The sequence below is a fragment of the Romboutsia sp. genome (genome assembly GCF_051659545.1).
In the GTDB taxonomy this organism is placed as follows: domain Bacteria; phylum Bacillota; class Clostridia; order Peptostreptococcales; family Peptostreptococcaceae; genus JBOFOR01.
On record NZ_JBOFOR010000018.1, the window covers coordinates 1 to 14889 of the forward strand.

At 26.5% G+C, this 14889-nt stretch carries 19 protein-coding genes; 14 read left to right on the top strand and 5 right to left on the bottom strand.

Annotated elements, in window-relative coordinates; translation table 11 throughout:
* The first annotated feature begins 135 nt into the window (after positions 1-135).
* Complete coding sequence (locus tag ACRC03_RS00720) at positions 136-1437, top strand: hemolysin family protein (RefSeq protein ID WP_438650626.1); 1302 nt, start codon at positions 136-138, stop codon at positions 1435-1437.
* A gap of 180 nt (positions 1438-1617) precedes the next feature.
* Here ACRC03_RS00720 and ACRC03_RS00725 read toward each other — a convergent pair whose 3' ends face one another.
* Positions 1618-2268, bottom strand: coding sequence for a hypothetical protein (locus ACRC03_RS00725; RefSeq protein WP_438650628.1), 651 nt, complete (start codon positions 2266-2268; stop codon positions 1618-1620).
* Positions 2269-2566: 298 nt separating this feature from the next.
* Here ACRC03_RS00725 and ACRC03_RS00730 point away from each other — a divergent pair, with 298 nt between their 5' ends.
* From ACRC03_RS00730 to ACRC03_RS00740, 3 genes are read left to right on the top strand one after another with little or no spacing between them, the layout of a single operon-like run.
* On the top strand, positions 2567-3271 hold the full coding sequence (locus ACRC03_RS00730) for a response regulator transcription factor (protein ID WP_438650629.1): 705 nt from the start codon (positions 2567-2569) through the stop codon (positions 3269-3271).
* Positions 3240-4331 (top strand): sensor histidine kinase, encoded by a 1092-nt coding sequence (locus ACRC03_RS00735; RefSeq protein ID WP_438650630.1) that lies wholly within the window; start codon positions 3240-3242, stop codon positions 4329-4331. Before ACRC03_RS00730 ends, ACRC03_RS00735 begins: the two co-directional genes overlap by 32 nt.
* A 5-nt stretch (positions 4332-4336) precedes the next feature.
* Complete coding sequence (locus ACRC03_RS00740; protein ID WP_438650631.1) at positions 4337-5734, top strand: sensor histidine kinase; 1398 nt, start codon at positions 4337-4339, stop codon at positions 5732-5734.
* Between the two features lie 31 nt (positions 5735-5765).
* Here the strand turns inward: ACRC03_RS00740 and ACRC03_RS00745 are convergent, their stop codons facing one another.
* From ACRC03_RS00745 to ACRC03_RS00755, 3 genes are all read right to left on the bottom strand, one after another.
* Positions 5766-6350, bottom strand: a complete 585-nt coding sequence (locus tag ACRC03_RS00745; protein WP_438650632.1) for a hypothetical protein — start codon at positions 6348-6350, stop codon at positions 5766-5768.
* Positions 6351-6473: 123 nt separating this feature from the next.
* Positions 6474-6821, bottom strand: coding sequence for a phage holin family protein (locus ACRC03_RS00750; RefSeq protein WP_438650633.1), 348 nt, complete (start codon positions 6819-6821; stop codon positions 6474-6476).
* 122 nt (positions 6822-6943) lie between these two features.
* Positions 6944-7564 carry a GyrI-like domain-containing protein gene (locus ACRC03_RS00755; RefSeq protein ID WP_438650634.1) on the bottom strand — a complete coding sequence of 207 codons (621 nt, stop codon included), beginning with the start codon at positions 7562-7564 and terminating at the stop codon, positions 6944-6946.
* 159 nt (positions 7565-7723) lie between these two features.
* Between ACRC03_RS00755 and ACRC03_RS00760 the strand changes: the two genes are divergently transcribed.
* The 5 genes from ACRC03_RS00760 to ACRC03_RS00780 all read left to right on the top strand — a co-directional run bounded on the left by ACRC03_RS00760 (position 7724) and on the right by ACRC03_RS00780 (position 10748).
* The gene (locus ACRC03_RS00760) at positions 7724-8617 is read left to right on the top strand and encodes an SPL family radical SAM protein (RefSeq protein ID WP_438650635.1); all 894 of its coding nucleotides are present in this window, start codon (positions 7724-7726) and stop codon (positions 8615-8617) included.
* Positions 8618-8858: 241 nt separating this feature from the next.
* Positions 8859-9182, top strand: coding sequence for a PadR family transcriptional regulator (locus ACRC03_RS00765; RefSeq protein WP_438650636.1), 324 nt, complete (start codon positions 8859-8861; stop codon positions 9180-9182).
* Positions 9182-9529: a DUF1048 domain-containing protein gene (locus tag ACRC03_RS00770; RefSeq protein WP_438650637.1), complete on the top strand. Its 348-nt coding sequence runs from the start codon at positions 9182-9184 to the stop codon at positions 9527-9529. The genes ACRC03_RS00765 and ACRC03_RS00770 overlap by 1 nt, the downstream gene beginning before the upstream one ends.
* Positions 9530-9538: 9 nt before the next feature.
* A complete protein-coding gene (locus tag ACRC03_RS00775; RefSeq protein WP_438650638.1) occupies positions 9539-9892 on the top strand; it encodes a DUF1048 domain-containing protein in 354 nt (117 codons plus the stop codon).
* A 34-nt stretch (positions 9893-9926) separates the two neighbouring features.
* Positions 9927-10748 carry a DUF2785 domain-containing protein gene (locus ACRC03_RS00780; RefSeq protein WP_438650639.1) on the top strand — a complete coding sequence of 274 codons (822 nt, stop codon included), beginning with the start codon at positions 9927-9929 and terminating at the stop codon, positions 10746-10748.
* Between the two features lie 54 nt (positions 10749-10802).
* Here the strand turns inward: ACRC03_RS00780 and ACRC03_RS00785 are convergent, their stop codons facing one another.
* Positions 10803-11165, bottom strand: coding sequence for a hypothetical protein (locus ACRC03_RS00785; protein WP_438650640.1), 363 nt, complete (start codon positions 11163-11165; stop codon positions 10803-10805).
* Positions 11166-11504: 339 nt separating this feature from the next.
* On the opposite strand from ACRC03_RS00785, the gene ACRC03_RS00790 reads away from it, so the two are divergent.
* The 5 genes from ACRC03_RS00790 to ACRC03_RS00810 all read left to right on the top strand — a co-directional run bounded on the left by ACRC03_RS00790 (position 11505) and on the right by ACRC03_RS00810 (position 14799).
* Positions 11505-12869 (top strand): CotH kinase family protein, encoded by a 1365-nt coding sequence (locus tag ACRC03_RS00790; protein WP_438650641.1) that lies wholly within the window; start codon positions 11505-11507, stop codon positions 12867-12869.
* A gap of 236 nt (positions 12870-13105) precedes the next feature.
* Positions 13106-13405: a sigma factor gene (locus ACRC03_RS00795; protein WP_438650642.1), complete on the top strand. Its 300-nt coding sequence runs from the start codon at positions 13106-13108 to the stop codon at positions 13403-13405.
* Complete coding sequence (locus tag ACRC03_RS00800; RefSeq protein WP_438650643.1) at positions 13365-13493, top strand: sigma factor-like helix-turn-helix DNA-binding protein; 129 nt, start codon at positions 13365-13367, stop codon at positions 13491-13493. Before ACRC03_RS00795 ends, ACRC03_RS00800 begins: the two co-directional genes overlap by 41 nt.
* A complete protein-coding gene (locus ACRC03_RS00805; RefSeq protein ID WP_438650644.1) occupies positions 13477-14457 on the top strand; it encodes a DUF4179 domain-containing protein in 981 nt (326 codons plus the stop codon). Before ACRC03_RS00800 ends, ACRC03_RS00805 begins: the two co-directional genes overlap by 17 nt.
* A gap of 102 nt (positions 14458-14559) precedes the next feature.
* On the top strand, positions 14560-14799 hold the full coding sequence (locus tag ACRC03_RS00810; protein ID WP_438650645.1) for a hypothetical protein: 240 nt from the start codon (positions 14560-14562) through the stop codon (positions 14797-14799).
* Positions 14800-14889: the final 90 nt, after the last annotated feature.

Genomic DNA, 14889 nt, shown 5'->3' on the forward strand with positions numbered 1-14889 from the left:
AGTCCTTCTGAATTATTTTAGAGGGACTTTTTTTAGGTATTCTTCATAGAATAATAAAAAGTAATAAATTAATACATTTGCATTTTTAATATTAGTGTGATATCATCATATTAATTTATTATCAGGAGGAAAAAAATGAATTTAGAACCCGAGCCCGAGAGGCTTATGCTACAATTAGCTTTAATACTTGTATTAACAATGATAAATGCTTTTTTTGCAAGTGCAGAAATGGCAATGGTATCAGTAAACAAAAATAAAATCAAAAAATTAAGTCAAGAAAACAATTCTAATGCGAGATTACTTGAAACATTAATGGAAGAGCCAAGTAAATTCTTAGCTACAATTCAAGTTGGGATTACCCTAGCAGGATTTTTATCTAGTGCATCAGCTGCAACAGGCATAGCTAGTCAGTTAAGTTCAGTCATGCAAGTACCATATGGCAAAGAAATATCAATGGTGGTAGTAACAATTATTCTTTCTTACTTTACACTAGTATTTGGTGAATTAATACCAAAGAGAATCGCACTTGAAAATGCAGAAAAAATAGCTTTATCTTCAGCTAAACCAGTTTACTTTGTAGCAATTTTTACTAAGCCTTTTATTAAAATACTTTCATTATCAACAGGTCTAATTTTAAAAATAATGGGATATAAAGATGAAGCCACGGAAGAAAAAGTATCAGAAGAAGAAATAAGATCTATAATATCACAATCAGAGGAAGATGGATCTATAGAAAAAGATGAAAAAGATATGATAGAAAGTATATTTGAATTTAATGATAAAAGTTCAAAGGAGATTATGACTTCTAGAAAAGATACCTTCCTTATAGATATAGATGATGACATTCTAAAGAATATAGATGAAATTTTAAGTCAGTCTTATACGAGAATTCCAATTTATGAAGATAGTATAGACAATGTTATAGGTATACTCCACATAAAAGACCTTTTAATTGAAGCTAAAAAAGTAGGTTTTGAAAATGTAAACATAAGAAATATAATGCACAAACCGTTTTTTGTACCAAAAACTAAAAAAACAAATGAATTATTTAAAGTACTTCAGGCGAATAGAGTACACATAGCTTTATTAGTAGATGAATACGGAGGCTTTTGTGGTATAGTAACGATGGAGGATTTAATTGAGGAAATTATGGGTGACATTGAAGACGAGTACGACTTAGAAGAAAATGATATAATTAAAGTTGATGAAAATACATTTATAGTAGATTGTAGTATACCTCTTTGTGAGTTTAATGAGATATTTAACCTTAAACTAAAAGAAGGTGAATACGATACTTTAAATGGATATATTATAAATAAATTAGGTGAGATACCTCAAAAAAATGAAGATGTAGAAATAGAGGAAGAAAAAATTAACATTAAAGTAATAAAAACTAATAATAAGAAAATAGAAAACGTAAGAATAAGCTACGTATAAAATTTAAGATGATAAAAAATGAAGCTATGAAAATAATTTAATACTATTTTCATAGCTTTATTTATTTTTATAAACAATTTATGTGAACATCTCTTTGTAGTGATTTTCATAGCTTTACTGTGATTAAAATTGTATTAATTATATTAGCACAATTTTATTAGACCTAATAGGAAATTAGGTCTAATAATTAGAAACTTCTTCTAAATTAACATTAGAAAAAGTTTCGTGATAAGATTTAGGATATTGTAAATTACAATGTAGGACCTCATCAACGAAGTTTTCTTGACTATCTGTTACATGTTTAAGAGCATCAGCTTTTTCTTGAGTATCGATTATAACTCCTGAAGGTACAAATCTATTAGGAGGCATCCAAACCCCACCTGTAACCACTGAATTAGCAGATATATAGCACCCATCACCAATAGTTGCATTAAATACCATAGAATTAAAACCTACAAAAACTCTGTTTCCAATATAACAAGGGCCATGTATTATACTTCTATGAGCACATGTTACATAATTTGAAATATAGATTGAATATTCTTTTTCGTGAACATTAATAGTTGAATTTTCTAAACCGTGAAATACGCAACCATCTTGAATATTAGAATTTTTTCCAATGAAAAATGGAGTTCCCTCATCTGCTCTTATGCTAACATTACAAGCAATAAATACATTTTCATCAATAGTGACATCACCAATTATACAAGAATAAGGACCGATAAATGCTGATGCATGTACAGTAGGGTAAACACTAATAGTATTAAACGTTGTAATAGGGTTAGGAGCTAGCAAATAAGTATATTCATTTGTTAACTTATTTTCATACATATTTTTTCCTCCAAAGTAAAATAACTTAGATAATGTGTATTTTATTACAACAAACAATTATCTAGGTAAATTATATACTGAATAGAAAGAATAATTGTAATATTCATGTTAATTATTACAAAATATATTAAAAGTAGATTAAATATTAAGATATTTTGCTTAAGTTAAATTATATAAGAATTGTTAATTTGAAAATAAAAATATTTTGTTTAGAAAAATTTAAGATTTATGAACGAAGTTTTGTAAGATTTCTATGGTAATATAAATGTATACTAATTAGTAAACACAAGGAGGAAAAATGAAACAACATAATGTCTTAGTGGTAGATGATGAAAAAGAAATTCCCAATGCCATAGAAAGGTATTTAAAATCAGAAAATATAAATGTAATTAAAGCTTATGATGGAAAGCAGGCTTTAGAATTTATAGAAAAAGAAGATATACATTTAGTTTTAATGGATATAATGATGCCGAATATAGATGGAATAGAAGCCACAATGAAAATCAGAGAAGATAAAAATATACCTATAATTATACTAAGTGCAAAATCAGAGTATAGTGATAAAATACTTGGATTAAATATAGGTGCAGATGATTACATAACAAAGCCTTTTTATCCTTTAGAGTTAATAGCTAGGGTGAAATCTCAACTTAGAAGATACACTAAACTAAACAATTACAAAGAAGAAAATAAGGAGGAAGTAATAACTATAGGTGGAATACAACTTAATACAATTAGCAAAATACTAATGGTTGACGACGAAGAAAAGAAAATAACTCCTATGGAGTACAAAATCTTAGAAGTATTAATGAAAAATCCAGGCAGGGTATTTTCAGCAGAAGAGATATATGAAACTGTGTGGAAAGAGCACTGCATAAATACAGATACAGTAATGGTTCATATTAGAAGGATAAGAGAAAAAATAGAAATTAATCCTAAAGAACCTAGATATTTAAAGGTGGTGTGGGGAATTGGATATAAGTTCGAAAATAATAGAAAATAATGAACTAGATGAAGAAAAAGGAATAGAAAAACTTAGCAGTTGGATACGAAAATATAAGAAATTTAAAAATATTTGTTTCATTCTTCTTGGTATTATATTTGTACTAATGATGATATTTATACCTAATAAAAAACTTGTAATAACAATAGGTTTATTTACATTTATGATTATATTATCAATAAAAAAAATAGCACAAGATATAAAAGATATAGCAATTTTTCAAGAAATATATGAGATTACACATTTGTCAGAAGATGTAGTAGATATATTTGAAAGAACTAACAAAGAAAATGGAATGGAGCCTATACTTGGAAAAAATCACAAATCAATAAAAGAAGAATTATATAAAGTAGAAAAAATAATGTATTCTTCAATATTAAAAGGAAAACAAAGCGAAAATTTATCAAATGAACTAGTAGTGGAAGTTTCTAAAAAACTAAAAAAACCAGTAGAAAAAATAAAAAAGCATATAAAAGATTTAGAGAATAGTAATGAAGAAAATTATCATCTAATAATAAATGAATTAGAAAAAGAATCGTCTATGTTAAAGCACAATATTGAAGAGTTATTTGAACTTGCAAAAGTTGTTAATAAAAGTATAGATTTAAACCTTGAGAATATAGATATAGAAAATGTAATAAGACAAGCACTAGTAGAATATGAAGATAAATTAAAAGAGAAAAATTTAAACCTAATATACAATAAATCAGTGAAGAAACCAATAGTTAAAATTGATGGAAATCAAATGTGGAGAGTATTTGAAATAATTTTAGATAACATAGTAAATTATTCTAAAGAAAATAGCAGAGTTTATGTAAATGTTTATGAAGAAGATAAGAAAATAGGAATTAGTATGATTAATATATCAAAAGATGAATTAAATATTGATATTGAAACTTTTTTCAAAAATATAAGAGAAGATGAAAAAAATAATAAAATGGGATTAGCAATAGGATCTAACTTAATAAATGCTCAAGGTGGAAATCTAGACTTATTCATAGATGGAGATATGTTTAAGATAGATATTAAGCTTGATGCTATAAAAGAAAGTGAGGAATAGGATAAATGTTTGAATACTATACCTTTAAAAAGAACGATAAATACAAGTTATATGATAAAGATGAACTATATAATAGAATGGAACTAAGTAAAAAAATATTTATAGAAAAAGGTTATTGGTATACAATTTTATTTTTCTATATCTTATATTTTTATAATTTAAATAGTTTAACAGTTAAATATGACTATAGAGCTCACGATGTCTTAAAGATAGGAACTTTTATCATTGGATTAGTAGTACTATTTAGTTTAATTCAAATATTAAAACGCTCTATGTTACTGTATAAACTAAAGTTAGATTTAAACTCTAAAGAAGATAGTGATGGAATAAGGGTATTATACTCTAGTTATCTTGCAAAAAAGTGGTATATATTAATTAATCAAATAATTCTAATGGCGACAATAGTTTATTGCTATTATTATTATGGGTATTCTGAAATTAATTTAAACTTATTTCTAAATGTGCTGATAATCTTATTTTTAGTAAATATAATTAGACTGTTGATTACTTTAGGGATAAATAAATTTAGTATGCTTATGGTTAAAGCAACTCTTGAAGAATTTGTTAGTGAATTTGAAGAAAATGGATTTGATTCAGTTAATCTAGATGAAAAATTTGATTCACAACAAGGAATTGAATTTTTATCGGGGACAAGGTTTGTGGCTATTACTAAACAATTGAAAAGTTTATTAGATAAACTAGAAGAAGCTACTAACAAAGAAAAAAATAGTACTCTTGGAAAAACACAGTTAGTAACAAATTTATCACATGATTTAAAAACGCCACTAACATCAATAATAAATTCAATATATATATTAAAAAATGAGGAATTAAATCAAGATGAAGAAAAAGAACAAATAAATATATTAAAAGAAAAATCAGAAAGATTAAATACATTAATTCATAATCTTAATGAAGTTTTAAATTCTAAAGATGAAGAAATAGTTTTAAATAAAGAAACTATAGATTTAAATCAATTATTAGAAGAAACTATAAATAACTTTAGTTATAAGTTTAATAATTTAAACTTAGATGTTAGGTTAAAGTGCAGTGAAGAAAATGTAAAAGTATACATGGACAAAGATAAGTTAATAAGAGTTTTTGAAAATTTACTTGGAAATATAGCAAAATACTCATTGGAAGATACTAGAGTTTATATTGAAACAGTAAAAGATGAAGACAATACTGTTATAACTTTTAAAAATATATCTAAACACCAATTAGAAGTAGATAAAAACTCACTAGGAAATAGATTTGTAAAAGGTGATAAATCAAGACACGATGACGGTTATGGATTAGGGTTAAGCATAGTTAAGAATTTAATTAAAGTTCAAGGCGGAAAAGTAGATATTAATTCGCAAGGAGATTTATTTAAAGTTAGTATCAATATCAAAATTATATAATGTACAGGCAAATATTAAAAAGCTCTAATAATTAATTATTAGAGCTTTTAGTTTTACAAGATTTATCAACTAAATGCGATTTATAGTAAAAAATAACCATAATTATAGAGCCGATTAAAGCATCTATCATATCAGTTATAGTATCTACAAGTCCACCTGCTTGAGTATTCATTCCTAGAGTAGAATCTATAGTAAATTCGATAATTTCCCAAATACTAGCTACACCCATACTAAACATAAATAGATAAATTACTATAAATAGTGCACTTAATTTATAGCCATCTTTATTAGTAGTAAGTAAAAGATTATAAGCAATGGATACAGTTATAAAGCCAGACCAAATATGAAGAAAATCATCATAGCCTTTAAAGGCACCATAAAATCCAAAGCAAGTTCCTAATAGAGTTGAAAATAGAATAAACAAGCTACAGACTACAGAAAGACTAGTGGTTTTAATAATAGACTTTTTTCTGAAAAACTCTATTAGCAAACCTGTAATTATACAAAAAATACTTAGTCCAAAATTCATAATGCTTTTATTTGCAAATAGAAAATATAAAGCTGATAAAGTATATATTAAATTTATAACTATATTGAAAATACTTATATTAATCATCAGACCACCTCTTAAATTTTTAATAGAATACATTATATAATAAAATACAAAATATATCAAATTAAAACAAAAAACAACCTTATACATAAGAAAATTACTTCTTACATATAAGGTTTATTATTATTATTCTACATCGAAAACTTTATACAATACCCAGTTACAGATAGATAATAGTATTGATGCCCAAATAGCAGGCATAAATCCAGACAGATAAACACCAGAAACTATTGAAAATGCAAACTTTAAAACTACTGCATTAATTACTAAAGAAAACAAGCCTAAAGTAATAAAGGTTATAGGTAAAGATAGTAATTTTAACAGTGGCTTTATAGTAGCATTTAAAAATCCTAACACTATAGATAATGTAATTAATGAATATACAGAAGTAATCTGCATACTATCAAGTCCAAGAGATACTATATATAGAGCTAAAGCACCGATTATTATATTAGCTATTATACGTCTTATCATAAATACTTCTCCTTAATAAATTTTATATCAAGTATATTACAAGATTATGACTTTATCAAGTACAGAAGAAGATAAATATTTTGAATAGTACACTTTAGTTGTTGTAATTAGAAAACAACTACTTACTCACGAATTTTAAATCTTAATACAGTTTTTAACTTTTCAGGGTCAACTTTTCTAGGGTCAGAAATATAAACTTCTTTATGGATTTTAGACTCCCTTATATAGTTATTCTCAGCGCAGTATTTTTCCATAATATCAAAAGTCTCAGGTTCAGTGTCAAAGCTACCGATATGAAGCATTTGAAGACAAAGTCCTTCTTCAATTTCTTCAAATTTAACTTCATCAATTAGAGAATCTTTTTTCTTTTTTAGTACAAGTTCTTTTGCAAGGTTAAATAGTTGATCATCCACAAAATCTGGCTGTCTAATCATTAGTTTATAGACTAAGTGGTCTTTATCTAAATAATCTAGCTTTCTTCCTTCTTCATCTAAATCCCATACGCCTTCTAATGGAAATACTGTGTATTCATAATAGCCATAAGGGTAGATTTCTTTTTTTGGAAACATCCTTATAGTATAAGAAAGAGAGTATAGTGCCTCTACACATTTTTTGAAATCTTCGCCATTTGGATTTCCTTTTCCCTCAATAGTAAAATAGGACATCTTAGGTACATGGATAACGATGGGGTTATCTTTAGGAAGGTATAATTTTTTATCTTTTTTTCTCCACTCGTATTTCATAAATATTACCCCCTCATTTATTATAGGTTTAAAAAATAGTTATATTTTACATAATATCTGTAAATATGTAAGAATTCAACTATTTACTTGGTATATTTGAGTTTTTGTTTTTACTAGAGTATAATAATAGATAAAATTTAGATAATAAGGATGATAAAAATGGAGCGTATACCTACAAAAACAATTGTTTCAAGTCACTTTGAAAACAACAATTGGTTTGGACATAACTTTAATATGAATATATACAGAGGGTGCTGCCATGGATGTATATACTGCGACTCTAGGAGCAATTGTTATAACATAATAGAATTTGATAGAGTTAGGGTTAAGGATAATTCTACAGAAATAATAAAAAAAGATTTACAAAGCAAAAGGAAAAAAGGAGTTATTGGAACAGGCTCAATGAGCGATCCTTATAATCCTTTTGAAAAAAAAATAATGCTAACTAGACAAGCTTTAGAGTTAGTAGACAAATATAGATTTGGAATAGGAATAGCAACTAAAAGTCCATTAATTACAAGAGATATAGATATACTAAAAAGAATACAAGAACATTCACCAGTAATAATAAAAATGACAATAACTACCTATGATGATGAGCTATGCCAAAAGATAGAATCAAAGGTAGCTACTAGTTCTAAACGTTTTGAAGCAATAAAAGAACTATCTCAAAATGGTATATATGTAGGTGTGTTACTAATGCCTTTATTACCATTCTTAAATGACAATGAAGAGAATGTCAGAAAGATAGTGAGAAAAGCTTATGAAAGTGGAGCAAAGTTTGTTTTTTCCTATGGATTTGGAGTAACCTTAAGGCAAAATCAAAGAGAATATTATTTCGAACAACTAAACAAGCTATTTCCAAATGAAAATTTAGTACAGAAATATATAGATACTTATGGAAATAATTATACAAATTCATCATTAGATTACAAAAAGTTATGGAAGGTATACAAAGAAGAATGCGAAAAATACAATCTTTTATATAAGATGGAGGATATAATTAGAGAGTATAAGAAAAATTATGAAAAAGAACAAATAAGTTGGTTTTAAAATTAGGATAGATTAGCTAATTTTGAATTTAAAAAGGGATCCAATATAGATGGACACATTTTGTTGTGTAAACTATATTGAATCCCTTTTATGTATTTAAGGATATTTTTTATGTATGTAGCAAAATAAGAATGAAAAAATATGTGTATTAACATTGACAATACTACTAGTCGGTGATACTATATAGTGGTAATAAGTAATACTGAGTACTTGTAATACTAGATAGTGAAAGGAAAATAATATGGATAATATCACAGAAATGTTAAAAGGTGTACTAGAAGGCTGTGTTCTTGAAATAATTAGCAATGAAGAAACATATGGATATGAGATTACTAGAAAGCTAAATGAACTTGGGTTTACAGATGTTGTAGATGGAACAGTTTATACAATATTGGTGAGACTTGAAAAAAATAAGTTGGTAGAAACTACAAAAAAGAAGTCAGATATGGGACCTCCACGAAAATTCTTCACACTAAATGATTCAGGACGTGAGGAATTAAAGAAGTTTTGGGGAAAATGGGACTTTGTTTCAAGCAAAATTAATGAGTTAAAGGAGATGAAATAATGAATTTTTGGGATAAAATAACAGGTAATGATATTACAAGAGAATTTAAAAGTTTTGAAGCTAGAGCAAAAAAGTTACCAGTAGATTATCAAGAGGCATGGGAAAAAATTAAGGAAAATCTTTGGAATCATTCTGATTTTACTGGTCGTAACTTAATACCAATTATGGATAGTACTCTTTATATTCTTGAAGAAACTGCTGCAGAGGGTCAGAGTGTACAAAGTGCTTTAGGTGAGGATATACAAAGCTTTTGCTCAGCACTAGTTGGAGAAGAAAGTTCAAATTCTTTCCGTGATAAGTGGCGTAGGCAATTAAATAATAATATAGCAAAAAAATTAGGTAAATAGGAGGATACAATGGGAATACAAGATATAATCAAAGGCAAAAAAGAATGGAGAGTGCATGCAGCACGTGTAAAAGCACTTCCGAATGATTATCAGATAGTTTATAAAGAAATTCAAAAATACCTTTTTAAGGTGGGTCCTGTTGAGCTTACAGAAGGCATAGATTTACTTTCTGGAATTCTTGATTTCTTTGAAGAAGGTGTAGCTTTGGGAAAAGGTGTATTAGAAGTGACTGGAAATGATGTAGCTGAATTTTGTGATGAGTTAATCAAAGATTCAAAAATCTACGCTGATATTTATCAAGAATCTATTAATAAAGAAGTTAATAAGGAAATAAAAAAGTATACGGATAAAACAAAAGAATAAATAATTATAAGAGTACTAATAGGGGGGGGATAAAATGAAAGAAGATATACTAAAAATCAAATTAATCCAAATAAAAGAAAATAACTATGAGATTAATTTTGATGACTTATATTATTCTTTAGCCTTAGATATGCTTAAACACATTGGCACCACTGATGCAATACTTAGGGATGATTTGATTTATAATATTTTTGCAAAATGGATTAGTCAAAATCGATTTTCAAATCAACAACTTCAAACTTTTCTAGAAATCTGTACAGATAATGACCATTTAATGAAATGTGTTGGTAATGAAAATGATGATACGGTTTTTACTCGTACTTTTTCTGCACTTGTAATAGCCTTGATAATCTATTCTCACAATCAAAAAAGTTTCTTACCTGATAATATGATTTTTCAAACTAAAGATAGCATAACAGAGTACTATACAAAAGAGATAGATTTAAGAGGGTATATAGGTAATAAGGGGTGGGCTCATTCAGTAGCACATGGAGCTGATGTAATTGATGAACTGGCACAATGTAAAACTCTTAGTAAAAAAGATTTACAAGAATTACTTGTAATATTGAAGTTGAAAATATGCCAAGGTGAATATGTATATATTGATGGTGAGCCTGATAGAATAAGTATAGCTGTAAGAAGTATTTTTATGAGAGGGCATATTGATAGAGATACTATTTTAGAATGGTTAGAAAGTTTTAAAAACTATAATTCTAGAGAAAACTGGTCCATTGAATTGTATCATCAAAAAATTAATAGTACTAACTTTTTGAAGAGTTTGTATTTTACTTTGAAGGGAAGTATTGAAGATGTTATAGTGTTTGATAAAATTCAATACTTAATTTCTAACCTATAAAGATTATAAAAGCAAGTCGAGCTTATAACAAATGCTAGACTTGCTTTATATATTTTACTTAAATAGATATTTATACAACTTATAAAATGCATTTTTAATATCAACAGATTGTTTTTTATCCAGATTAGGTTGTATGCTTAGTGAAGATATAAAATTAGATTGATCATCTATATTATTTGAACGAATACCTGCAAAAGTACCATAGTAATCATCAAAATAATTACCAAGATCTAACACCTTTTGAGTATCCTCATTTCTTATTTCAAAGTTTATTGAATTCAAATAATCAGTATCAGGATTATAATTACATCCTAATATTTTATTATCCTTATTAAATACCACAGAGTAAGTAAGATTTGAAGAATCAAAACCTGCTAAATCAGATTTAATTTTATCAATAGTGATTGTTTTCTTCATAAATAAGTTATCTGCATAGTCTAAATATGCAGTTTCTAAGCTATCATATAGAGACTTTTTATTTGATTTATAATTTAATACTAGAATTACTCAAAGGGCTAGAAATACAATACATAATATTAGTTTGAATTTTTTCAAAGGTTACCTCCTATAGATAAAGTTAATGCAAGATGTGTGTAATAATAGTCTTTTAATATAAGTATATACAAACAATAATTGAATAGATAGCAACTTCAATAATTATAAAAGATTTTAAATATAAAATTTAAGCTACCATTAAGGTTAACCATATAAAATTTCCTTATATAAAACTATAATAATTAATAAGGGGATTTGTATATGAGTGTAAGAAAAAAAGTATTTATTAGTGCAATAATTTTAACTATAAGTTCTTATATGTTAGTAGGATGTAGTAAAGATACTGAAACAAAAACTACTACTTCCATAGATACATCTTACAATAACTTTTTTAAAGAAAATGAAGTAAAAGATATTCATATTGAAATATCAGAAAAAGATTGGAAAGACATGTTAGATAATGCATCAGATGAAAAATATCATTCTGCTAATATAACAGTCAATGATACAACACTAAAAAATATAGGAATTAGAACTAAAGGCTTTAGTTCTTTAAAATCAGTATCATCTAGCGATTCAGAGCGATATAGTTTTCGTATTAAGCTAGACAAATATGTTGATGGACAAAATTTAAATGGACTAGGTGAATTTGTATTAAATAACAATTTTCAAGATCCATCTTATATGAGGGAATATTTATCTTATAAAGCTTTAGAAAAACTTGGTGTGAATGTTCCCAAAACTATATATTCTAAGGTTTACATTAATGGAGAGTTATTTGGGTTTTATTTAGCAGTAGAAGCTGTTGACGATAGTTTTATTGACCGAATATCTGATGATGATGCTAAGGATGTTAAACTTTATAAAGCTGATGGAGAGAATTCTACATTAGTTGATGAGAAGTCTTTAAGTGGATTTAAGCTTTCAAATGGTAAAGATGATAATATGGCAGGTCTTAAGAAACTTGTTACTGCTATAAATTCAATTAAAGATGGAAATAAAGGAGACATAGAGTCTGTTTTTGATGTAGAGAGTTTCTTAAAATCAATAGCTGTAAATACTGTACTTGGAAACTATGATAGTTATAGTGGATCTAAAGCACACAACTATTTCTTATTAGAAGAAGATGGAGTATTCAAATATATTCCCTGGGACTATAATATGGCTTTTGGTGGGTTTATGGAAGATCAAGGTGCAAGTGTGACAGTATCAATTGATGAGCCTATTTATAATGTTGATTCCTCGAAGCGACCTTTAATTGAAAAGCTTTTAAGTGTTAAAGAATATAAAGAAAAGTATTATGGCTACATAAAAGAACTGGTAAAGTATTATGATAATTTTGAAGAACAAGTTAATGAGGTTGCTACTTTAATTAGACCTTATGTAAAAAATGATCCTAGTGCATTTTACACTATTGAACAGTTTGAAAAAAATATAGTTGCTAGTGGAAATCCACCTCAAATGCCTAATGGAGATAAAGCTCCTGAGAATGGAGATACTACTAAGCAGACTGAGGATGGCAAAACTCCTAATAAAGGTGGAGGAATGAATTTATCTGGTGATGTGGTATCTATTATGGATTATTTGCAACAAAGAATTAAAAATATTAAAAGTCAATTAAAATAATAAATAAAAATGCCTGATTTTGAAGTTATCATTATCAGGCATTTTTATTTTGCTAATTAAATTAATATAGAGAAAATTTAAGAAATCTAAATAAATGTAAAAGTATAAAAAAGTTATTTAATTAAGTATAAATTTAAGTATTATAAATTTAAAAAGTATTTTAAAATAAGTTTTGAGTGAAAATGAGTTTTTATACGTATTGATAAATAAAGAGAAATAAAATAAGGAGAACATCTATGGATAAATTTAAAGATAAAAAAATCCTCTACCTCTTACAAAAAAATCCTGAAGAAGGGGTAAGCCTAGCACTAGATATATATGGGGGTGCTGTAAAAACTATTTGTAGAAATATTCTAAACGATTGCAAAAGTGAAGATATAGAAGAAACTATTTCAGATACCTTTTTAAAATTATGGCAAAATGTAGATAAATATAAATTAGAAAAAAGTACTTCACTAAAAAGTTATATATATGCCATAGCAAGAAATACTGCCCTTGATAAAAGATATTGCAAAACGCTTAAATCTTCCTCCTAAAAAAGTTGAAAATTACCTTTTTAGAGGTAAAGAAAAGCTAAAAAAATCCCTAATAGAAGGAGGAATTATGTATGAGCAGGATAGATAAATTAGTTGATAAAAAGTACTGTGATAATTTATTAGATAATGAAGCACCTTTAAGTAAAGATGAAAAATCAAGAATTTTACAGATGACAATGGATAAAATGCCAACTAATAATATGAAAAAATATAAAAAGAAAAAGTTACTAGTAGGTATATTAGTTGCAACTATGATGCTTAGTACAGTTGTTATGGCTAATGAGTATTTTGAATTAAACCTAGATAATAAATTATTAAGCTATTTAAATATAGATAAAAATAATGAGTCACTTAATGGAGCAGGTTCATATATAAATAAATCTGTTAGTGAAAATAACTTAAAATTAAATGTAAAACAAACTCTAGGAGATAAACATAGCTTATATATACTAATTGATGTTGAGGCACCTAAGGACATGATAATACCAAAGTATGCAACCTTTAATGAAATGGATGTGAATTTAAGAAAAAGTTCTTCTTCAGGTTGGGGGTTATTAGACATAGAAGATGAAAATCCAAAGGATAACAAAAAAAGTTATATAATCTCTTTTAGTACAGAAGGGAAATTAAAAAGAAATGATATTTCCATAGACTTTGAAAATTTTGGATATTATAAAGAAGATGGTGAATTTATTACTTTAGTTGAAGGAAGTTGGAAGATTTCATGGAAACTAGATTATACAGATGTATCAAAAGAAGTAGTGCTTAATAAATTTGTAACTACTAAAAAGAATAAGTATTTTATTACAACAGTTAATATTTCCCCTATTTCAGTATCGGCAAATATAATAGGCCAAAATAATGGAGACTTTATGATACAAGAAGTTACTTTAAAAGATGGAACTATTTATAAGGAGCAAGATTTTATATCAAGTGGTGCTAGTAGTTCTTTTCTAAAGGCATTCTCAAATGTAGAGTTTAGCAAAGCAGTTGATGTGAATGAGGTTGACAGTATAACTATCGATGATAAAGTTATTAAGCTAAATAACTAAAAATATAGTTCAAAAATAAAATAGACTTATATAAGTGCTTAAGGTTATGCCTATAGTTATGTTAAAATCATATAGTGACTTAAAGAAGGAGAAATTATTACAATGATAAGACAAATAGAAAACAAAGATATAGATAAAGTAATGGAAATATGGCTAGAAAGTACTATAAAAGCACATGATTTTATACCTAAGAAATACTGGGAAGATAATTATAATACTGTAAAGGATGTATATATACCTATGGCTGATACTTATGTATATGAAGATAATGAAGGTATAAAAGGGTTTATAAGTATTACTAGACAGTCAAAAGTTCTAAAAAAAAATAACCCTTTTATATAGATTTATAGTATCCTAAAAGTTACAACACAGAAAGGATAAAATCTATTAAAGAGTTATTTACATATAATAACACATTATTTAGATTGATAC